Annotated in this window: 22 protein-coding genes; 8 read left to right on the top strand and 14 right to left on the bottom strand. The window is 71.7% G+C overall.

The window, feature by feature from the left end:
- Positions 1-24: 24 nt before the first annotated feature.
- Positions 25-948, bottom strand: coding sequence for an SRPBCC domain-containing protein (locus ACFE7W_RS01120; protein WP_375422928.1), 924 nt, complete (start codon positions 946-948; stop codon positions 25-27).
- Positions 945-1,328 (bottom strand): ArsR/SmtB family transcription factor, encoded by a 384-nt coding sequence (locus tag ACFE7W_RS01125; protein ID WP_375422929.1) that lies wholly within the window; start codon positions 1,326-1,328, stop codon positions 945-947. Before ACFE7W_RS01125 ends, ACFE7W_RS01120 begins: the two co-directional genes overlap by 4 nt.
- 104 nt (positions 1,329-1,432) lie before the next feature.
- Between ACFE7W_RS01125 and cphA the strand changes: the two genes are divergently transcribed.
- Entirely contained in the window at positions 1,433-4,222 is a 2,790-nt protein-coding gene (gene cphA / locus ACFE7W_RS01130; RefSeq protein ID WP_375422930.1) for a cyanophycin synthetase, read from the top strand.
- 204 nt (positions 4,223-4,426) lie between these two features.
- Here cphA and ACFE7W_RS01135 read toward each other — a convergent pair whose 3' ends face one another.
- Genes ACFE7W_RS01135 through ACFE7W_RS01150 form a run of 4 tightly spaced genes read right to left on the bottom strand, consistent with a single transcriptional unit; the run spans position 4,427 to position 6,599 of the window.
- Positions 4,427-4,702, bottom strand: a complete 276-nt coding sequence (locus tag ACFE7W_RS01135) for a DUF4235 domain-containing protein (RefSeq protein WP_375422931.1) — start codon at positions 4,700-4,702, stop codon at positions 4,427-4,429.
- Positions 4,699-5,085, bottom strand: a complete 387-nt coding sequence (locus tag ACFE7W_RS01140; RefSeq protein ID WP_375422932.1) for a DUF3618 domain-containing protein — start codon at positions 5,083-5,085, stop codon at positions 4,699-4,701. Before ACFE7W_RS01140 ends, ACFE7W_RS01135 begins: the two co-directional genes overlap by 4 nt.
- A complete protein-coding gene (locus ACFE7W_RS01145; RefSeq protein WP_375422933.1) occupies positions 5,082-5,525 on the bottom strand; it encodes a phage holin family protein in 444 nt (147 codons plus the stop codon). The genes ACFE7W_RS01140 and ACFE7W_RS01145 overlap by 4 nt, the downstream gene beginning before the upstream one ends.
- Before the next feature lie 60 nt (positions 5,526-5,585).
- A complete protein-coding gene (locus ACFE7W_RS01150) occupies positions 5,586-6,599 on the bottom strand; it encodes a YihY/virulence factor BrkB family protein (protein ID WP_375422934.1) in 1,014 nt (337 codons plus the stop codon).
- A 209-nt stretch (positions 6,600-6,808) separates the two neighbouring features.
- On the opposite strand from ACFE7W_RS01150, the gene ACFE7W_RS01155 reads away from it, so the two are divergent.
- Complete coding sequence (locus ACFE7W_RS01155; RefSeq protein WP_375422935.1) at positions 6,809-7,027, top strand: hypothetical protein; 219 nt, start codon at positions 6,809-6,811, stop codon at positions 7,025-7,027.
- Positions 7,028-7,096: 69 nt separating this feature from the next.
- Here the strand turns inward: ACFE7W_RS01155 and ACFE7W_RS01160 are convergent, their stop codons facing one another.
- From ACFE7W_RS01160 to fabG, 3 genes are all read right to left on the bottom strand, one after another.
- Positions 7,097-8,875 (bottom strand): Mur ligase family protein, encoded by a 1,779-nt coding sequence (locus ACFE7W_RS01160; protein WP_375422936.1) that lies wholly within the window; start codon positions 8,873-8,875, stop codon positions 7,097-7,099.
- Positions 8,876-8,879: 4 nt separating this feature from the next.
- Positions 8,880-9,650 carry an enoyl-ACP reductase FabI gene (gene fabI / locus ACFE7W_RS01165; RefSeq protein WP_375422937.1) on the bottom strand — a complete coding sequence of 257 codons (771 nt, stop codon included), beginning with the start codon at positions 9,648-9,650 and terminating at the stop codon, positions 8,880-8,882.
- Positions 9,651-9,722: 72 nt separating this feature from the next.
- A complete protein-coding gene (fabG, locus tag ACFE7W_RS01170; RefSeq protein WP_375422938.1) occupies positions 9,723-10,481 on the bottom strand; it encodes a 3-oxoacyl-ACP reductase FabG in 759 nt (252 codons plus the stop codon).
- A 55-nt stretch (positions 10,482-10,536) separates the two neighbouring features.
- Between fabG and ACFE7W_RS01175 the strand changes: the two genes are divergently transcribed.
- Together ACFE7W_RS01175 and ACFE7W_RS01180 are read left to right on the top strand one after the other, a co-directional pair.
- Positions 10,537-11,001, top strand: a complete 465-nt coding sequence (locus ACFE7W_RS01175) for a DUF3099 domain-containing protein (RefSeq protein WP_375422939.1) — start codon at positions 10,537-10,539, stop codon at positions 10,999-11,001.
- Positions 10,994-11,218, top strand: a complete 225-nt coding sequence (locus ACFE7W_RS01180) for an acetone carboxylase (RefSeq protein WP_375422940.1) — start codon at positions 10,994-10,996, stop codon at positions 11,216-11,218. The genes ACFE7W_RS01175 and ACFE7W_RS01180 overlap by 8 nt, the downstream gene beginning before the upstream one ends.
- Before the next feature lie 18 nt (positions 11,219-11,236).
- Here ACFE7W_RS01180 and ACFE7W_RS01185 read toward each other — a convergent pair whose 3' ends face one another.
- From ACFE7W_RS01185 to moaA, 3 genes are read right to left on the bottom strand one after another with little or no spacing between them, the layout of a single operon-like run.
- On the bottom strand, positions 11,237-11,644 hold the full coding sequence (locus ACFE7W_RS01185; RefSeq protein ID WP_375422941.1) for a TA system VapC family ribonuclease toxin: 408 nt from the start codon (positions 11,642-11,644) through the stop codon (positions 11,237-11,239).
- Between the two features lie 18 nt (positions 11,645-11,662).
- Complete coding sequence (locus tag ACFE7W_RS01190) at positions 11,663-11,893, bottom strand: ribbon-helix-helix domain-containing protein (protein ID WP_375422942.1); 231 nt, start codon at positions 11,891-11,893, stop codon at positions 11,663-11,665.
- A 33-nt stretch (positions 11,894-11,926) separates the two neighbouring features.
- Entirely contained in the window at positions 11,927-12,961 is a 1,035-nt protein-coding gene (gene moaA, locus ACFE7W_RS01195; RefSeq protein WP_375423516.1) for a GTP 3',8-cyclase MoaA, read from the bottom strand.
- Positions 12,962-13,291: 330 nt separating this feature from the next.
- Here moaA and ACFE7W_RS01200 point away from each other — a divergent pair, with 330 nt between their 5' ends.
- The 3 genes from ACFE7W_RS01200 to ACFE7W_RS01210 all read left to right on the top strand — a co-directional run bounded on the left by ACFE7W_RS01200 (position 13,292) and on the right by ACFE7W_RS01210 (position 18,511).
- A complete protein-coding gene (locus ACFE7W_RS01200) occupies positions 13,292-15,847 on the top strand; it encodes a right-handed parallel beta-helix repeat-containing protein (RefSeq protein WP_375422943.1) in 2,556 nt (851 codons plus the stop codon).
- A gap of 259 nt (positions 15,848-16,106) precedes the next feature.
- Complete coding sequence (locus tag ACFE7W_RS01205; RefSeq protein ID WP_375422944.1) at positions 16,107-17,840, top strand: GAF domain-containing protein; 1,734 nt, start codon at positions 16,107-16,109, stop codon at positions 17,838-17,840.
- A complete protein-coding gene (locus ACFE7W_RS01210; RefSeq protein ID WP_375422945.1) occupies positions 17,837-18,511 on the top strand; it encodes a response regulator in 675 nt (224 codons plus the stop codon). Before ACFE7W_RS01205 ends, ACFE7W_RS01210 begins: the two co-directional genes overlap by 4 nt.
- A gap of 27 nt (positions 18,512-18,538) precedes the next feature.
- On the opposite strand, the gene ACFE7W_RS01215 is transcribed toward ACFE7W_RS01210, so the two are convergent.
- Entirely contained in the window at positions 18,539-19,090 is a 552-nt protein-coding gene (locus tag ACFE7W_RS01215) for a DoxX family protein (protein WP_375422946.1), read from the bottom strand.
- Positions 19,091-19,125: 35 nt separating this feature from the next.
- Complete coding sequence (gene fdhD / locus ACFE7W_RS01220; protein ID WP_375422947.1) at positions 19,126-19,977, bottom strand: formate dehydrogenase accessory sulfurtransferase FdhD; 852 nt, start codon at positions 19,975-19,977, stop codon at positions 19,126-19,128.
- Between the two features lie 14 nt (positions 19,978-19,991).
- Between fdhD and ACFE7W_RS01225 the strand changes: the two genes are divergently transcribed.
- Positions 19,992-20,243, top strand: a complete 252-nt coding sequence (locus ACFE7W_RS01225) for a DUF6457 domain-containing protein (protein WP_375422948.1) — start codon at positions 19,992-19,994, stop codon at positions 20,241-20,243.
- Positions 20,244-20,246: the final 3 nt, after the last annotated feature.

Below are 20,246 nucleotides of genomic sequence, written 5' to 3' on the forward strand. Positions count from 1 at the left end.
CGGGCCCTGACCCTGTCGTCAGCCTCAGGGGTGGTCGGCGAAGTCCCGCTCCACGATCGCCCGGTCCTCGGGGTCGGCCACCGGTACGGCGCGGGCGGCTGTCCACTCGGTCGCGGCCTCGGCGCTACGGTTCAGCGCCGCCAACGCCCGGGCGCGGGCCTCGTGGCCGTACGCGAGGTCGAAGTCGACCAGGTCGTAGCGGCGGCACAGTGCCAGGATGCGCTCGGCGGAGGCCAGTGCGGCCGCGGCCTGGCCCGTGGCCAGCAGGGCCCTGGCGATCATGTAGCTGGCGCGCGCCTCGTTCTCCGGTCCGGCACCGGCGGCGCGCTCCCAGTGGTAGGCGGCGGTGTAGGCCGCCCGCAGCAGCCGCTCGTCGGCCTCGGCGTCCCGTCCGGAACGCGCCAGCAGGTCCCGGGTGGCGTTGTTCGCGGTCACCCCCTGCCGGCGGTGCCACGCGGCGTCTCCGTCGGCGACCGGCGCCGGCTCGTTCACCGCCGCAGGCAACGGCCGTCCCGTCTCGAGCACGGTCTTGAGGCTGTCCAGCACCCACACCCAGCCGTCACGCACGTGCGCCCACGTCTGCGGGCTCTCGTGCAGGTCGCCGTGCACCAGCCGGAGCCGGGTCAGGTGGTCCCCGGCCTCCTCGACGGTCCACTCCACCCGTCCGGGCGGCTCGGCGGCCAGGTCCTCGTCGTAGCAGACGTGCCAGGTCTGGACGAATCGTCCCGGCACTCCTGGGGCCGGTGGCTGGAGCTCCACCACCACGCCCTCGACGGCTGGGCTGCCGTCCGGCAGGAGGGCCCGGTACGTCTGGCCCTGCTCCGGAGGCGCGGCGAATGCGGTGCCGTGGAACCAGCGGCGGGTCCACTCCGAGTCGGTGATCGCCGTCCAGACCTGCTCGGGCGAGGCAGCGAGGTAGATCTGGTAGACGTGCGCGGTGAGGCTCATGGGTTCTCCTGGTCTGGCGGTGGTTCGGGTGGGTCGGGTCGGTCGAGCTGGCGGCGGAGGTCGAGCAGGGCACTCGCGTACGGAGCGGCGTACTTGTCGATCCAGCGTTCGGCGATCTGGGCGATGGGGACGGGGTTGAGGTGGTGCCGGGTGCTGCGGCCGGCGCTCACCCGCGTGAGCAGTCCGGCCTCCTCGAGCACCCGGAGGTGCTTCATCACGCCGTAGCGGCTCAGCTGCGGGGCCACCGCACACAGCTCGGCGAGCGTCTGGCCGTCGACGGCGAAGAGGGCGTCGAGCACCGAACGACGGGTCGGGTCGGCCAGAGCCCGGAAGACGGCGTCGTCGCCCGGCGACTGCCTCGTTCCCGTCAGCTCGAGCACGCGGCCACTATAGGTGACCATATAGTCACATGTCGAGAGCCGCCGGTCCGGGCGGGGCGTCGGAAGTGAAAGGATCAGCGCAGCCGACCTCGGAGGAGACCCACGTGAGCGACCCCGCCAGCCCCGCCCCGCAGCCCGACCTCCGCATCCTCTCCAGCCGGGTCTACCGGGGACCGAACGTCTGGCACTACGAGAAGGCGATCCACCTCGTCGTCGACCTCGGGGTGCTCGAAGACTTCCCGACCAACCTGCTGCCCGGCTTCGCCGACGCGCTGGTCGAGCGGCTGCCCGGGCTCGCGGCGCACAGCTGCAGCCGGGGCAGGCGCGGCGGCTTCGTCGAGCGGCTGCACGAGGGCACCTGGCTGGGACACGTGGCCGAGCACGTCGCGCTGCAGCTGCAGCAGGCGGTCGGCCACGACATGCGCCGGGGCAAGACCCGTCAGGTGAAGGGCGAGCGCGGCCGCTACAACCTCATCTACGCCTACTACGACGAGTCGGTGGGGCTGGCGGCGGGCGAGCTGGCCGTCGCCCTGGTCAACGACCTGGTCGCCCCCGACCCGGCGTTCGACTTCGCGGCCGAGCTCGAGAGCTTCATCGTCAGAGGGGAGCGGACCGCGTTCGGTCCGTCGACCCAGGCCATCGTGGACGAGGCGGTGAGCCGGGACATCCCCTGGATCCGGCTGAACACCTCCTCGCTCGTGCAGCTGGGCCAGGGCGTGCACGCCCAGCGGATCCGGGCCACGATGACCTCGAAGACGCCGTCGGTGGCCGTGGACATCGCCGGCAACAAGGAGCTCACCCTCACCCTGCTGGCCGCCGCTGGCCTGCCGGTGCCTCGCTCCAAGGCCGTCCGCACGGTGGAGGATGCGGTCCGGCTGGCCAGCCGCACCGGCTTTCCCGTCGTGCTCAAACCGCTCGACGGGAACCACGGCCGTGGGGTGATGCTCGACCTGGCCGACGAGGACGAGGTGCGGGCGGCATTCGCGGTCGCGTACGAGGAGTCCCGCGGCGGCTGGGTGATGGTGGAGAGCTTCATCACCGGCCGCGACTACCGGTGCCTGGTCATCGGCGGCAGGATCGCCGCGATCGCCGAGCGGGTACCGGCCCACGTCGTCGGCGACGGGAGCTCGACGGTCACCGAGCTGGTCGAGCGGACCAACGCCGACCCCCGCCGCGGCGTCGGCCACGAGAAGGTGCTGACCCGGATCACGGTGGACGACGCGGCGGTGGCCCTGGTCGCCGAGCAGGGTCTGGCCATGGACGAGGTCCCCGCCGCCGGCCAGACCGTGCAGCTGACGCTGACCGGCAACATGTCGACCGGCGGCATCTCGATCGACCGCACCTTCGAGGCGCACCCAGAGAACGTGGAGATCGCCGAGGAGGCGGCTCGCGTGGTGGGGCTGGACATCGCGGGCATCGACTTCATCGCCCCCGACATCACCCAGCCGGTCCGCGAGACCGGCGGCGCGATCTGCGAGGTCAACGCCGCGCCCGGCTTCCGGATGCACACCCACCCGACCGAGGGCGACCCGCAGTACGTGGCCAAACCGGTGATCGACATGCTGTTCCCGCCGGGCACGCCCAGCCGGATCCCGATCATCGCCGTCACCGGGACCAACGGCAAGACCACGACGTCGCGGATGATCGCGCACATCTTCAAGGGCATCGGGCGCAAGGTCGGGATGACCTCCACCGACGGCGTGGTGGTCGACGAGCGGCTGCTGATCCGCTCCGACGCGTCCGGACCCCGCTCGGCCAAGATGGTGCTGCAGAACCCGCGCGTCGACTTCGCCGTCTTCGAGGTCGCCCGCGGCGGCATCCTGCGCGAGGGCCTCGGGTACGAGCGGAACGACGTCGGCGTGGTGCTCAACGTGCAGCCCGACCACCTCGGCCTGCGCGGCATCGACACCGTGGAGCAGCTGGCCGACGTCAAGGCCGTGGTCGTCGAGGCGGTGCCACGGAACGGCTTTGCGGTCCTCAACGCCGACGACCCGTTGGTACGGGCGATGCGTCGCAAGTGTTCCGGCCGGGTGGTCTGGTTCACCCTGGCGGAGCCGGGCAGTGAGATCCGCGAGTCGGTCGACGACCACTGCCGCCGCGGCGGACGGGCGGTGGTCCTGGAGCACAGCGACCTCGGCGACATGATCGTCGTCCTGGAGGGCCAGCGGAAGATGCAGCTGGCCTGGACGCACCTGCTGCCGGCCACCTTCGGCGGCCGGGCCACCATGAACGTGCAGAACGCCATGGCCGCGGCGGCCGCCGCGTTCGCCGCCGGCGCCTCGCTGCACGACATCCGGCAGGGGCTGCGCACCTTCTCGACCAGCTACTACCTCTCCCCCGGCCGGCTGAACGAGGTGACGGTGGAGGGTCGGACCGTCATCGTCGACTACTGCCACAACGCACCCGGGATGCGGATGCTGGGCGACTTCGTGGACAAGACCGCCGACCAGCTGGCCGCGGCCAGCGACCTCGGGCGGGTCACCCGGATCGGTGTGATCTCGACCGCCGGCGACCGCCGCGACGACGACATGCGCGAGCTCGGGCACATCGCGGCCCAGCACTTCGACGTGGTGGTGGTCCGCGAGGACGACGCGCTACGGGGGCGGACCCGCGGTGAGGTCGCCGGTCTGGTGACCGAGGGTGCCCGGACCGCGATGGCCGAGGGGGCGCGCTGCCGCCAGCTGGAGACGGTGCTGGACGAGATCGACGCCACCCGGCACGCCATCGCGCGCTCCAACTCGGGCGACCTGATCATCATCTGCGTTGACCGGCACGCCGCGGTGATGGCCGAGCTCGAGTCCTACGGACGCCAGGCCCAGCCCGGAGTCAACCGCGAGAGCGAGGGGACCGGCTACGCTGTGGCCGATCCCGACTTCGTCCCCCCGGCGCCCTGACGCGCTGCCTTCGCCCGGCCCACCCCCACCCGGAGGGCGGATCTGACGGTCACTTCACAGGCCCGCGGACCTCGTTGCGCCCTGTGCAGAGGGCGCAACGAGTTCCGGAGGGCTGTGAAGTGACCGTCCCCATTCGGCCCGGGAGAGGGTGCGAGGACGGCTGAGTGCTGGGGCGCGCCCTGGGGTTGGCGCGCTGGGCGAGCCTCAGCTACCGGGCCACTCCCCGGTCAGCCGCTCGAAGCCCTTGGCTCCGGCGCGGTCGATCAGGGCCTTGACCACGGCGAAGATCGCACCCTGGATGCACGCCGCCAGCAGCACGCTGCCCAGGGAGTACTCCGACTGCAGGGCGTCGGGCGCGTCCTCCTCGTCGGCAACCCGCTTCCAAATCTGCTTGAAGAGCGCGCCGGCGATCGACCCGGCGGCCAGGCCGGTCAGCAGCCCGACCGGACGGTAGGCGAGCTGCGCCGTCTTGTTGCTCACGACTTCCTCGCCCGCTGCACCAGCCACAGCACGACCAGCAGCACCGGCGCGGCGGCCAGCCCCAGCTGCGCCGGACGCGGCAGCGCCTTGACCCGCTCGACCACCTGCTCCTGGGTGGTCGCGGTGACCTTGGCCTGCGCGCCGGCGACCTTCTCCTGGGCCCCGGCGACCTTCTCCTGAGCGGTCGCCTTCACCTCCGACACCTTGGCGGCGGCCTGGGCCTTGACGTCGTCGACCTTGTGCTGGGCCTGGGCCTTGACGTCGACCTTCTCCGCCAGGGCGTCGACGTTGCCGACGATCCGGGCACGGGTGGCGGCCAGGTCGGCCTCCAGCTCCTCGGGGGTGGCGTCGGCGCCCGGGGGCGGGGTGACGTGTTCGGTCATCGGTGGATCGACTCCTTGATCTCGGCCACGTCGGTCTTGACGCTCGCCACGGTACGGGTGGGCACGGGCGGCGCTGCCTCGTTCACCTTCTTCTTTCCTACCAGGGCGGCCACCCCCGCCACCAGCAGCACGACGACACCGACGATCAGCGCGGCCAGCCAGCCCGGCAGCACGAGGGCCAGGGCGAGTACCGCGGCGGCCAGCAGGACGCCGATGCCGTACAGCGCCAGCACGCCGGCGGCACCGAAGGCGCCGACACCGACACCGGCCTTCTTGGCCTTGTCGGCGACCTCGGCCTGGGCCAGCCGCATCTCGTCGCGGACGAGCCGGGTCAGGTCGGTGGAGATCGAGCCGACGAGCTCACCCAGCGACGGCTGGACGGTCGAGTTGGCGGAGCCCAGCGCGGTGGCGCCCGTGGTGGGTTCGGAGGTCGAGGTCATGGGAGTGCTCCTTCGGCAGCGCCGCAGCTCGTGCTCAGGCGTCTGTGTCGTGGCTCGGGTTCAGTGCTTGGTCTTCTGCTCGGCGCCGGACCCGTCCTCGGGCTCCGGCACGCTGTCAGCCTTGACGGCGTCCCGCTGCCCGACGGGCTGGGCGGGGCCCTTGGTGGTGTCGGCGATCGTCTGCTGCTCGGACTCGGCGTTGATCTCGGCACCGAGCAGGATCGCGTAGGAGGTGATGAACAGCCACAGCAGCAGAATCACGATGCCCGCGAGGGCGCCGTAGGTCTTGGCGTAGCCGCTGCTGCCGAACTGGGAGACGTAGAGCGAGAAGCCGACCGAGGCGATGATCCACAGCAGGGTCGCGATGCCGGCGCCGACCGAGACCCAGCGCATCTTCGGGGCGTCCCGGTCGGGCGCCACACGGTAGAGCACGGCCAGGGCGACGGTGATCACCGCGACGATCAGCACCCAGCGGACGACTTGGACCAGGATCGTGACGGCGGTACTGGTGCCGAGGAAGCCGAGCACAGCCGGCAGCACCGCTACCAGGGCGATGACGAGCAGCAGGAAGACGATCGCCCCGAGGGTGAGCGCGAGGGCGATGGCCCGCTTCTTGATGAAGCCGCGGGTCTCCTCCTCGTCGTAGGCGGTGTTGATGGCCGTCATCAGGTTGCCCATCCCGCCCGAGGCGCTGAACAGCGCCAGCAGGATGGCGACGATGGCGCCCAACCCGGCCTTGCCGCTGCCGGAGGCCATCGTCAGCTGCTGGGTGATGAGGTCCTTGACCGGACCGGGCAACGCCGACCCGAGGCTGTCGATCTGCTGGGTGATGGTCGCCGGGTCGGCGAACAGCCCGTAGAGCAGCACCGCCGCGATCAGCGCGGGAAAGATCGCCAGGAAGGCGTAGTAGGCCATGCCCGCAGCCATCAACGGTACGTTGTCGGCCTTGGCCTCGGCCCAGCCGCGCTTGGCGATCTGCAGCCAGCCCTTCGCGGGCACCTGGGTCGGCTTCTCCGCCTCGCCGCCGGGAACCCCCGACGCCTTCTTCTCGGTCTGTGTGGCTGCTTGTGTCATGCGTTCATCTTCCTAGCTGGGACCACCCGGCCCGTGCAGGAGGTCCTGCCGAGCCTTTACAGCGTAAACGACGCCGCCGTCAGACCCGAGCGCTGACTTGGGGTGTCGCTGGGCCTCTGAGCAGTAGGCCTATCCGCATCTGAGCGCGGTCAAACCTGGGTAAGGGGACTGACGCACGATCGACACACCCGACGGAAAGAGGACAGCTGATGGAGATCTTCGAACGGATCCGCTACGCCCGCGACCAGGCCCTGGCGGCCGAGCGGACCGAGCGCAAGCGCCTGGCCGAGGCCGACAACGCGGACCTGCAGCAGGCGGCCTCGGTGCGCCTGGCCACCCGCCAGGCCGTCCGCGAGGCCCTGGACGACGTCCTGGACGAGACCTCCGACCCCGAGGAGCAGCTCGAGGGCGGCGCCTCGGGAGCCTGAGCTCTCCGTTCCCTGGGCTGTCGACGAGCGCTGAGCTCCTCCGTCCAGGCTCAGGGAACGGCGCTCGGCTCAGAGAGCGGCGGCGGCCCGGACCTTGGCCCGCAGCGTGGCGGCGTCGTTTCGGGTGCCGCCGGCCGCCAGCAGCCACGCGTCGACCGCTTCCCGGTCCTGGTGGGTCATCAGGGCCAGCACATCGCCGGGACGGGCCTGACCCACCAGCGACCGCAGGCAGCTGAGCTCGTCGGGGTGCTCAGCCAGGGGGCCCAGGCCGGCGTGCGCGGCGCCCTCGCTCAGCAGGGCGCCCATCTGCTCGGGCGGACGGCCACGAAGGTAGGCGCTCTTCCGGGCGACCTCGACCACGTCCGCCCCGACCGCCGCCAGCTCGCCCAGCCGGACGAAGACGTCGTCGCCCCGGTCGCCGGCCGTACCGACGCCGATCAGCACCCGCCGGCCGGGCGGCCGGATGCCGTGCAGCACCTCGAGCAACGCCTCGAGCCCCGCCTCGTTGTGGGCCAGGTCAATCGCCACGCTGACCGTGCCGGACGGAGCGACCGAGCCCGACGAGCCCGCAGCACCCGGAACCGGCAGCGTCCAGACGTTCATCCGTCCGGGGTTGTCCTCACCCGGCAGGAACGAGGTCAGGCCCTCGGCCACCTCGGCGGCGGTGAAGCCGAGGGCGAGGGCGGCCGAGGTGACGGCCAGCACGTTCTCGACGTTCACCCGGCTCAGGCCGGCCAGGGTCATCGGCACGTCGACCACCTCGACGACGGCCAGCGGGTCGGCGCCCGGCCGCAGCACCGTGACCCAGCCGTCCAGCACCGTGGTGACGCGGCCGCCTGCGTCCAGCACCGTCCGTCCAGAAGGTGAGTCCGGGGCGCGGGTGAAGACCCAGATCTGGGCCGGCGTGCTGAGCCGCATGGCGAAGGTCCGCGGGTCGTCGGCGTTGAGCACGCACCAGCCGGTGGGTTTGGTGATCCGGGTGATCACCGCCTTGACCTCGGCCAGCTGGTCGAGGGTGTCGATGCCGTCCTGACCCAGGTGGTCGGCGCTGATGTTCGTCACCACCGAGACGTCGTTCCAGGCCACCCCGACCCCTCGCCGAAGGATCCCGCCGCGGGCCGTCTCGGTGACCGCCAGCTGGACCCCGGGGTGCCGCAGCACCTGGGCGGCGCCGCTCGGACCGGAGTAGTCCCCCGCCTCGACCAGCTCGCCGTCCAGGTAGACGCCGTCGGTCGAGGACCAGCCCACCAGCCGGCCCGCCCGACGGGCGACGTGGCCCAGCATCCGGGAGGTGGTGGTCTTGCCGTTGGTGCCGGTGACCGCGGCCACCGGCACGCTCGGCCGCAGCAGCGCCGGTGCACGGCCGCGCGGGGCGGTCCGGACCCGGTCTCCGGCCGCCGCCACCGCCGCACCCAGGGCACCCCCGAGATCCTCGGGCCGAGAGGCGAGGGCGTCCAGCACCTGGGCGACCGACTCCCCCAGCGCTTCGGCCCGGCCGGAGCTCCGCCACGGGAAGGCCACGACCAGCTCGGTGGTCGAGCTGCCCGGCCGGGAGCGGACCGCGAGCCGGGAGACCCCGGCGGCGGCGGCCAGCCGACGGACCAGCCGGCCCACCCAGCGGGCGGCGAACCGCTGCCGGAACGCCGAGCCCGGCGCTCCGGGCCGCGCAGCGTCCAGCCCGAGACCCGCGGCCAGTACCTGCGCCGGCTCGGCGGGCAGCGCGAGCAGGGCACCGACGTCCAGCGTCAGCTTCACGGCGGGACGGGGGAAGTAGATGTTCGGACCGGTCAGCAGCCGGAGCTCGACCAGCGCGCCGGGTGCGGCCCCGGCCGGCGGCTCCGCCGTCACCGGCTCAGGCGCCCGTGGAGTGCAGGCCGCCGTCGACGTGCAGCATCTCGCCCGTGGTCTTGGGGAACCAGTCGCTGAGCAGCGCGACGACGGCCCGGGCCGTCGGGTCCATGTCACGCGGGTCCCAGCCCAGCGGCGCGCGGGTCCCCCAGACCTCGTTGAACGTGTCCGCACCGCCGATGGCCCGCTTGGCCAGGGTCTCCAGCGGCCCGGCGGCCACCAGGTTCACCCGCACACCCTCCGGCCCGAGGTAGCGGGCCAGGTAGCGGCTGGTGCTCTCCAGCGCCGACTTGGAGACACCCATCCAGTCGTACACCGGCCAGGACACCTGCGCGTCGAAGGTCAGCCCGACCACCGATGAGGGTGTGGTGAGCAGTGGCCGACACGCCATCGTCAGCGAGGCGAGGGAGTAGGCCGAGACCTGCAGTGCGGTGGCCACGTCCGCCCACGGGGTGGAGAGGAACTTGCCGCCCAGTGCGGTCTCAGGGTTGGCGAAGGCGAGGGAGTGCACCAGGCCGTCGAGGTGGTCCACGTGCTCACCGAGCGCGCCGGCGAGGCCGGCGAGGTGGTCGGCGTTGGTGACGTCGACCTCCAGCAGCGGCGGAACCGGGTCGAGCTTCTTGATCACCCGTCCGGTCAGGCTCATCGCGCGACCGAAGTTCGACACCACCACCGTGGCGCCTTCGGCCTGGGCGACCCGGGCCACGTGGAACGCGATCGAGGTGTCGAGGGTGACCCCGGCGACGAGGATGGTCTTGCCTTCGAGGATTCCCACGGCTGCTCCTGGGCGTAGTTCTGGGGTGAAGGGATCGGTCAAGGTCGGGGTGTGACGGCGCTCGGGCGCCGGTCAGTGTCCCATGCCCAGCCCGCCGTCGACCGGGAGCAGCGCCCCGGTGATGTAGCCGGCCGCGTCGGAGGCGAGAAACTCCACGGCCGCGGCGACGTCGTCGACCGCACCGAGCCGGCCGAGCGGGATCGAGGCCGCGTAGGACGTGACGGTCTCCGCCGGCAGCCCCGCCGTCATGTCGGTCTCGATGAACCCAGGCGCCAGCACGTTGGCGGTGATCCCGCGCGAGCCCAGCTCCCGGGCCAGCGAGCGTGCCATCCCGACCAGACCGGCCTTGGACGCCGCGTAGTTGACCTGCCCGGCGGAGCCGAGCTGCCCGACCACGGAGGAGATGAAGACGAGCCGGCCGAAACGCTGCCGGACCATCGGCCGGACCGCCCGCTTCGCCACCCGGAAGGCGCCGCTCAGGTTGGTGGCCAGCACGGCATCCCAGTCCTCCTCCGACATCCGCATGACCAGGGTGTCCCGGGTGATCCCGGCGTTGGCCACCAGCACCTCGACGGGGCCGAGGGCGGCCTCGACCTCGGTGAACGCCGCGTCCACCTGCCCGGCGTCGGTGACGTCGCAGCGCACCCCGAGCACGCCGTCGGGCACGGACCCGCTGCGGTAGGTGGCCGCCACCCGGTGGCCGGACCGGGCCAGGCGGACGGCGATGCCGGCACCGATCCCCTTGCTGCCGCCGGTGACCAGGACGGTACGCGGGGTCGCGGATGGCGGAGCGGCCTCAGCCGCGTCGACGGGGGCTGTTTCGGTCGTCACGGACCTCACGCTAGTGGTCCCCTGTGAGTCTGGTGTGCAGGCGTACCCTGGCGCGGTGGTAGACCCGACGCGCGGCCCGGAGCCTGCTCCACGAGGCCGCGACAGCCCCGGTCCGCAGCCGCAGCGGACCGCCCCGGTGGTGATCACCAACGCCCGATCGTCCACCAGCGAGGAGATGAACGGCCGCATCCGGCGCTACACGATCACCATGGCGTTCCGGATGGCCTGCTTCCTCAGCATGCTGTTCGTGCACGGTTGGCTGCGGTGGGTGCTGCTGGCCTGCGCGGTGTTCCTGCCCTACATCGCGGTCGTGCTGGCCAACCAGGCCGACCAGCGCAGCAACGCCTCCCCGTTCGAACGCGGCGCTCCGGCCGACGCGCCGCAGCTCACCGCCGGCGCCCCGGTGGACCTCGCTCCCGGCACGGTGGTCGAGGGCACGGTGGTCGAGGGCACGGTGGTCGAGGGCACGGTGGTCGAGGACGGCGTGGTCGAGGACGAGCCCGAGGGTCGGGTTGCCTGAGCTGCGCGGCGTCGACCCGTTGCCGGTGGGGCCCGACGGGCTCATCTGCTCGGCCAAGGGCTGCCGCGCCGAGGCGACCACCGACCTGCAGTGGCAGAACCCGAAGATCCACACCCCCGACCGGCGTAAGCACTGGCTGGCCTGCGACCAGCACCGGGACTCCCTCGGCGCCTTCCTCTCGAGCCGCGCCTTCCTGCGCGACACGCTGCCGCTCTGACCGCTCGGGCCGGGCCGCCTACGGGCTCCGCCAGCTGAGCCCGGGGAAGCGCGCGAAGTCCCGGTCGAAGGTCACCCAGGTGGCACCGGCCTCCAGCGCGGTGGCGGCGTGGGCGGCGTCGGCCACGAGGTTGCCGCGGGCGTCGCCGGCGGTGCACAGCTCCTCGACCACCTCCCAGTGCCGCCGTCCGGGCAGGACCCGGAGGGTGCCGGCGGAGCCGAGCAGGGTCCGTACGTGACCGAGCGCGGTGGCCAGGGGCGTCGGCTGGTCGAAGACCCGCGGATGGGTCACCACGCGGACGTACCCGGTCACGACCGCGTCGCTCAGCCCCACCGGTTCACCTGCGTTGACGGCCTCCTCCAGCCACGAGCGTGCCTGCTCGTGCTGCGGCGCGTCTGACCGGTAGGCCGCGACCAGGACGTTCACGTCCGGCATCCAGATCGGTCAGCCCTCCATCGCCTCGAGCAGCGCGGCCGAGCCGGTCAGGTCGATCCCAGGCTGGGTGCCGTTACCCGCGAAGGGCTCGACGACGAAGGTCTGCCCGGGGCTCTCCGGGTGGGCCAGCGCGGCCCGCAGGGCGTTCTCGATGACCGAGGTCACGGTGGTGGAGGTCTCCAGGGCGCGGTGGCGCACCTGCCCGTAGAGGTCGTCAGGCAACCGGATCGTCGTGCGCACCAGCTGAGCATACCCGGGGCTGATGCGGATATGTCAGCCACCGATCGCCGACATCGGGCGGTCGGGCTGCAGGAACGAGGGGTCGTCGATCCCGTGGCCCGCCTGCTTGCCCGTGATCGCCGCGATCCAGATTCCGGCGAGCTCGGCGTCCTCGACCCCGGACCGCAGGGCAGACCGCAGGTCGGTCTCGGACCGGGAGAACAGGCAGGTGCGGATCTGCCCGTCCGCGGTCAGCCGTACCCGGTCGCAGCTGCCGCAGAAGGGCTTGGACACCGCGGCGATGATGCCCACGGTGTGGGTCGTCCCAGCGACCCGGAAGAGCTCGGCAGGAGCACTGCCGCGGGCCAGCGCGTCTGCGGGGTCCTCCACGAGCGGGTGCCGGGCGTCGAGCCGGGCCCAGATCTCCGCGGCGGCGACCATGGTCTGGCGCTGCCAGGCGTGCTGGGCGTCCAGCGGCATCTGCTCGATGAAGCGCAGCTGGACGCCCTCGGCCATCGCCCATTCCAGCAGGGACACGGCTTCGTGGTCGTTGACCCCGCGCATCAGGACGGTGTTGATCTTGACCGGGTTCAGCCCGGCGCTCCGGGCGGCGCGGACCCCGGCCAGCACGTCGGCCAGTCGCCGACGGCGGGTCAGCCGCGCGAAGGTGTCGTCCTCCAACGTGTCCAGGGAGATGTTGATGCGGTCCAGGCCGGCCGCCGCCAGTCCCTCAGCCCGGCCGGCCAGCCCGATGCCGTTGGTGGTCAGGGCGAGCACCGGCCTGGGTTCGAGCCCGGCGAGGGCGGCGACGAGACCTTCCAGGTTGCGCCGCAGCAACGGTTCCCCGCCCGTCAACCGGACCGTGGTGATGCCCAGGCGTTCCACCCCGACCCGGACGAGCCGGACGACCTCCTCGTCGCTCAGCAGCTGCGCCGAGGGCATCCAGTCCAGACCCTCCGCGGGCATGCAGTACGTGCAGCGGAGGTTGCACCGATCGGTCAGGGAGAGCCTGAGGTCGGTCGCGACCCGGCCGTAGCGGTCGGCCAGCCGCCCCGCGCCCTGAGTAGGGAGCGGCCGCAGGACAGGCATCCCCAGCTCGGTCGTCACCGCGTCAGTCTAGTGGCCCGCGTCGCCCGAGGACCCGGACCGGTCCCGGCCGTCCGGGGCGCGAAGGTCCCGGGACCCTCGGCCCGCCCGGTCCCGTAAGTCCCGGGACCTCGGGTCCCGGAGGGCCCGACCAGAACAGGACCTAAGACGACCGGGGACGGTTCTTTGTCCCCTGAGCGGCAGGCCGCCGTCTCGACAGTATTGAGGTATCAGCTTCCAGCGCCCCACGAGGCGCCGCTCCCCAGGCCACAGCCGGCCGCACCGAACACCCCCCTCGAAGTGCTGCCGCACGCCCAGACCCAGGAGTCCGCCATGTCTGTCACCGCCACCACCGCCGTCACCGCCCCCGCCCCCGCCTCCGCCTCCGCCTCCGCCTCTGAGACCACCACCTCCCCCGAGAAGGCCACCATGACCGCGTTCCGCCGCTCCGCCAAGATCCTCCTCACCGCCGCCCTGGCCCTGGCTGCCGGCGCCGCGCCGCTCATGATCCCGACGAACGCCGCCGCGGACACCGCCGTGGTGGTCGACGGCTTCGACCGCACCGTCGCCTCCGGCTGGGGCACGGCGAGCACGGGCGGCGCCTGGGACAACCTGACGAAGTACTCGACCACCTCGGTCGGCAACAGCGAGGCCAAGGTCAGCAAGCTCGCTCCCGGTCTCAGCTTCCGCGCCTACCAGAGCACCGTCTCCGCCGAGGACGCCGAGGTCCGTGCGGACTTCACGCTCCCCTCCATCAAGGACTTCCAGTACACGATCGAGTCCCGCAAGCAGGCCGACGGCTCCTCCTACCAGAGCCGGATCCGCGTCGACGGGGCCGGCAAGCTCTACCTGGAGATCATGCGCAACGACGCCGGCAAGGTCGTCTTCCTCCGCGGCCCGGTCATCGACGTCCCCGTCGTCGTCGGCCAGAAGCTCACGATGAAGCTCTCCACGGTGGGTGAGGCCCCGGTCGTGGTCAAGGCCAAGGTCTACGTCGCCGGCGGCACCGAGCCGGCCTGGCAGGTCACCACCCTCGACAGCGCGGCCACGGCCGTCACCAAGCCGGGCTACACCGGCCTGATGACCTACAACGGCCCGGCCAGCACCACCGTCGACGTCGCCACGCAGAACTTCACCGTCACCGACGTCACCCCGGCCCCGGTCGACCCGGGCTCGGGCTCCGACACCGACACCGGCGCCACCCTGAACGTCAAGCACGGCGCCGACCCGGTCGGCAGCGCCACCTACCCGGTGCCGTCCAACGCCCTCTTCGTCTCCCCCTCGGGCAGCGACACCGGCAACGGCAGCCTGACCAGCCCCTACAAGACCCTCACCAAGGCGCTCAGCAAGAACACCAACGGGCAGACGATCGTGCTGCGGGGCGGCACCTACCACGAGCAGGTCATCGTGCCCCCGAACCACGCGGCCACCATCCAGCCCTACCCCAACGAGGCGGTCTGGTTCGACGGCACCAAGCCCGTCAGCGGCTTCACCGCGGTCGGCGGCGCCTTCGCCGCCCCCTACGACCTCAAGCTCGACTCCAGCCCGACCTACACCCAGGGAGCCCCGGACGGCACCGCCGCCGGCTGGCAGTTCGTCAACCCGGACTACCCGATGGCCGCCCACCCCGACATGATCTGGGTGAACAACGTGGAGCAGAAGGAGGTCGCCAGCCTCGCCAAGCTCGTCGCCGGCAGCTTCTACGTCGACACCGCCAGCTCCAAGCTCTACCTGGGGAGCGACCCGGGCACCAAGACGGTGGTCGCCTCCGACCTGCAGTGGGCCTTCTCGCTCCGGGCGCCCGGCACGGTTCTCCGCGGCTTCGGCATCCGTCGCTTCGCCGACTCGGTCTGGCAGCAGGGTGCGGTCACCTCCTACTACGAGAACCAGACCCTCGACAACATGACGATCCTCGACAGCGCCACCGGCGGAGTCGGGATCTACAAGCCGAACTCCACCATCAAGAACACGACCGTCGACGGCAGCGGCCAGATCGGCATCCAGGCCAGCAAGGCCGACAACCTGGTCCTCGACAACGTCTCGGTCACCGACAGCAACGACGAGCACTTCAACCCGGGTCCCTCGGCCGGCGGTATCAAGGTCACCACCACCCGGACCGTGACCTTCAAGAACAGCGAGATCCTGCGTACCACCGGCAACTCGTTCTGGGCTGACGAGTCCGCCTACAACATCACGGTCGCCAACAACGAGATCATGGACGGCAGCCGCTACGGGATCTTCATCGAGATCTCCTCGACCGCCACCATCGTGAACAACATCGTCGCCAACAACGCCTACGACGGTGTGATGATCGCCGACAGCGACAAGGTCAACATCTGGAACAACACCATCGTCAACAACCGTCGCGCCGTGGCCATGGCTCAGGACTCCCGCCGGATCCAGCAGCTGAACGTCGCCGGCCACGACCCCCGCCGGTCGCAGCCCGACCTGACGATGCCCTGGGTGATCGGCGGCAGCACCGTCGTGAACAACATCATGGCCGCCGGCCCCGACGCCACCGCCGTCCTCGCCGTCGAGTCCTACGAGCTGGCCTTCGACGCCTCGAACCTCAACATCGCCTCCAACGGCAACGTCTACTCCCAGCCGGCCCTCGGGGTCCCGAACTCCGCCGCGGTCTGGGCCCGCAAGAGCGCTCAGCCCTACGCCTTCGTCCTCCTCGACGACTTCCGCGGCACCACCGGCCAGGAGTCGACCAGCATCAACCCGCTGATGACCAGCCCGGTCGACGGGGCCTACGCCCCGAAGAGCACGATCGCCGCCAAGGCGTCCACCGTGGCCCTGGGGCTCACGGCCGACCTGGCCACCAAGACCGGCCAGCCGACCGGGGCCAAGAACCTCGGAGCCTGGAGCCGCACCTCGGTGGGCTGAGCACCCGGCCGGGTCACCCACCAGGACCCGGGAGTCAACACCGACTTTCGACACCACGCTCCGGCACCGAGGAATTCCCTCGGTGCCGGAGTCGTGTGCGTGGAGGACACGCGGTTTGCACGACTTCGTCGTCGAGATGCGCGAATCACCTCCTCGCCCGGCGAACGCGCTCACGACTCGTTTCGATGCGGGAACAATCGACTCCCATCGGCGCATTGATTAGCGGCGAAGCCGTTTCCGTCATACTCTCGGGCGCAGGATGAGTTCCCCCGATGGCTTTCCGCGCATCGGCATGCTCGCTGACGGGGGCCAGCCAGACTTGCCGCACCTGCCGATCGAGACGTTGATCGAGCAGCTGGTGGAGCATGCCTCCGAGGTGGCCGACTCCCACCACCGACTGCGGCGCTTTCACGAGGCCTACGGCCTGATCGTCGGCGAGCTGGTGCTCGACACCCTGCTGCAGCGGATCGTCGACGTCTCCCGCGAGGTCGTCGGCGCCCGGTTCGCCGCCCTGGGCGTGGTCGGGGCCGACGGCCACTTCGACAAGTTCCTGCACAGCGGGCTGGACGCCGCGACGGCCGCCGGCATCGGCGAGCTGCCGAAGGGCCGCGGAGTGCTGGGCATGATGATCGAGAACCCTCGGACCACCCGGCTCGGCAACATCGGCGCCGACCCCAGCTCGTGCGGGCTGCCCGAAGGACACCCGCCGATGACGAGCTTCCTCGGCGTGCCGATCTTCGGCCGGGACAGCCTGTATGCCGTCCTCTACCTCACCGACCAGATCGCGGGCCGCCCCTTCAACGCCGCCGACCAGGAGCTCGCCGAGGCTCTGGTGTCCACCGCGAGCATCGCGATCGGGAACGCCCAGCTGTACGAGGAGTCCCGCCGCCGCCAGGAGTGGCTGCGGGCCGCAGCCCATCTCAGCCAGGACCTGCTGGGCAGCGAGCAGGACGCGCTGACCGTGCTGGACCGGACCGTGAAGATCGTCCACCAGCTGCTCGCAGCGGACACGGTGGCCCTGGTGGTTCCCGACGAGAGCGGGACCGGCATGGCCGTCGTCGCTGCGGCGGGCCAGGGCGACCGGGATCTGCTGGGCCTCCGGCTCCCGGCCGGCAACAGCATCGCCTGGCGGGCGATGGAGCTCGGCCGCGGTCTGCACGACGACATGGAGCGGGTGCACTCCGGCCCCGAAGCCGAGCTGCGCTCGCTGGTGCCGATGGGGCCGATGCTCACCTTGCCGCTGCGGGGTGAGGCGCGTGGTCAGGGCGCGATCCTGACCATCCGGCGGCCGGGCCTCGCCCCGTTCACCCAGGCCGAGCTGGACATGGCGGAGACCTTCGCCGGCCAGGTGGCCGTGGCCGTCCAGCTGGTGGAGGCTCGCGCCGACCAGCAGCGGCTGAGCGGGATGGAGCAGCGGGACCAGATCGCTCGCGAGCTGAACGAGCACGTGGTGCAACGGCTCTTCGCCATCGGGCTGAACGTGGAGGCCACCGCCCAGCGCGCGATGGAGGACCCGGTACGCCGTCGGCTGCTGCAGAACGTCGAGGACATCGACGAGACGGTCCGGCAGATCCGGTCCTCGATCTTCAGCCTGGTGCCGTCCACTCCCACCATGCGCACCCTCCAGGAGGTCGCCCTCGAGGTCGTGGACGAGGTGGCCCCGGCGCTCAACCTCGAGCTCGCGCTGGAGCTGGACGGTCCGCTGGACCTGCCGGCCACCGCCGAGCTCGGCGGGGACGTCGAGGCCGTGATCCGGGAATCCCTGACCAACGTGAACAAGTACGCCCACGCCTCGCACGTGCAGGTGCGGGTCGAGACCGACGGCAACCTGCTCGAGATCACCGTCGCCGACAACGGGGTCGGGATCCAGGCGAGCACACGACGAAGCGGCTTGGACAACCTGAGTCGCCGGGCTGAGCGGTACGGGGGCCGGCTCAGCATCGACAACCAACCAGAAGGCGGTCTGAGACTGCGATGGGCAATTCCCCTATGACCACGAGCGAGAACGAGGCCGTCAGCGGCCCCGACGACATCCGGGTGTTCCTGATGGACGACCACGAGCTCGTCCGGCGTGGTCTCGTCGACCTGCTGAAGTCCGAACCCAACATCACCGTCGTGGGCGAGGCGGGCACCGCGGCCGAGGCGCTGCGTCGGATCCCGACGTCGCGTCCCGACGTGGCCCTGCTCGACGGGCGGCTGCCCGACGGCAGCGGCATCGACGTCTGCCGCGAGATCCGCTCCGGCCATCCCGAGATCCGGTGCGTGATCCTGACGTCGTTCGACGACGACGAGGCCCTGTTCTCCGCGATCATGGCCGGCGCCTCGGGCTACCTCCTGAAGGAGGTCGGCGGCTCGAGCCTGGTCGCCGGTATCCGGCAGGTGGCCGAGGGTCGCTCGCTGATCGACCCGGCCGTCACGCAGAAGCTGCTGGACCGGCTGCGCAACCCGATCCGGGAGGTGTCCAAGGTGGATGCCCTCACCCCGCGGGAACGGGAGATCCTCGACCTGATCACCGACGGCTACACCAACCGTCAGATCGGCGACAAGCTCTTCCTCGCCGAGAAGACGGTGAAGAACTATGTCTCGATCCTGCTGACCAAGCTGGGCATGCAGCGTCGGACCCAGGCCGCCGTGTACGGGGCGTCCCTGCGTCCCGGCGTCTGAGCGGACGCGCGGTCTGAGCCGGGGGGCTCAGGCCGCGTCGGGCGTCTCGGGGGCTTCGGGGGGCGCGGCCGCGGCCCGGTCGGCCAGCACCTTGGCGCGCTCGCCGATCAGGTAGGACGCGGCGGCCACCGCGGAGGCGAGGGCCACACCGCGCATCCACGGCTTGTCCAGGGCGTGCCCGCTGAGGGCGTCGATGGAGTAGCGACCGGGCCCGCCGACGGCGATCGCGGCTCCGACCAGGCCGAAGGTCGCGGGTAGCTCGTAGCCGCCGCCCATGGCGAAGAAGCCGTTGGAGACGTGGGTGGAGCTGGCCACGATCATGTTCCCGGCCACCGCCGCCCCGGCCGGACCGGCGGCCAGTCCCAGCGCCAGCAGCGCGCCGCCGCCCGCCTCGCAGAGGCCGGCCAGCAGGGCGTTGCGCTCGCCCGGGACGAAGCCCGCGGAGTCGAAGAAGGCTCCGGTGCCCTTGATCCCCCCGCCGCCGAACGCACCGAACAGCTTCTGCGCCCCGTGGGCCACGCACGCGCCACCCACTCCAAGCCGGATGACCAACAGACCGAAATCGCTCGCCTTGCCCATGGTGGGGCCGCCCTTCCTCGTCGTGAGTCCCGAGGCTAGCCGAGCGCCGCGGCCACCACGCCGACCGGGGTCGCCACCCGTCCGGGATGGGAGTAGACGTTCATCGTCTGGCCCCGGACGAAGCCGACCAGGGTGAGCCCGGCCTCGGTCGCCAGCTCGGCCGCCAGCGAGCTCGGGGCGGACACCGCGACCATCATCGGCAGACCGGCGAGCACGGCCTTCTGGGTGAGCTCGAACGAGGCGCGTCCGGACACGACCAGCACCAGCCGGCCGAGCGGCAGCATCCGCTGCCGGAGGGCCCAGCCCACCACCTTGTCGACGGCGTTGTGCCGGCCGACGTCCTCGCGGACGGCTAGCAGGGCGCCGTCGGCGGTCATCAGCCCGGCGGCGTGCAGGCCGCCGGTCTTGGCGAACGCCTTCTGCTGCTCGCGCAGCCGGTCCGGGGCGGCGGAGATGACGTCGGTCGACACCCGTAACCCGGCGTCCAGGGGGTGGCCGGACTGGCGGACGACCTGGTCGATGCTGGTGGTACCGCAGACCCCGCAGGCGCTCGTGGTGACCACCTGGCGGCGCTGCTCCACCGACGGAGGGGTGGCGCTCGGGGCCAACGCCACGTCGAGGACGTTGTAGGTGTTCAGCCCGTCCGGACCCGCGCCCTCGCAGTACCGGGCCGCGACGACGTCCTCGACAGTGGCGATGATCCCCTCGCTGTGCAGCAGGCCGTGCACCAGGTCGACGTCGTCGCCCGGGGTCCGCATGGTCACCAGGAAGGCCTCGCCGTCGAGCCGGATCTCCAGCGGCTCCTCCACGGCGAGGGTGTCGCTGCGCTGCACGGCGAGCTCCGGCCCCAGCCGCAGGACCGGGTGCCGGCGGGTGACGCGTCCCATGCCATCATCCTGGCATGGACCTCCAGGGCTGGCTGCTCGCCGTCGCGGAGGAGCTCGGGATCGAGGACGTCCCGCTCGACGACGTGGCCGTCGCGACGCTGCTCGCGCTCGCCGGGGACGCCGCCCACGGGGTGGAGCGGATCGCGGCCCCGCTGACCACCTTCCTGGCCGGCGTCGCCGTGGGCCGAGGGGCCGAGCTGGCCCCCACCGCCGCCGCCACCGTCGCCCTGCTGGAGAGCCCACCGGCTCGGTGGGCCGAGGGTTAGCCT

Source organism: uncultured Friedmanniella sp., from assembly GCF_964244285.1.
Taxonomy (GTDB): Bacteria; Actinomycetota; Actinomycetes; order Propionibacteriales; family Propionibacteriaceae; genus Microlunatus.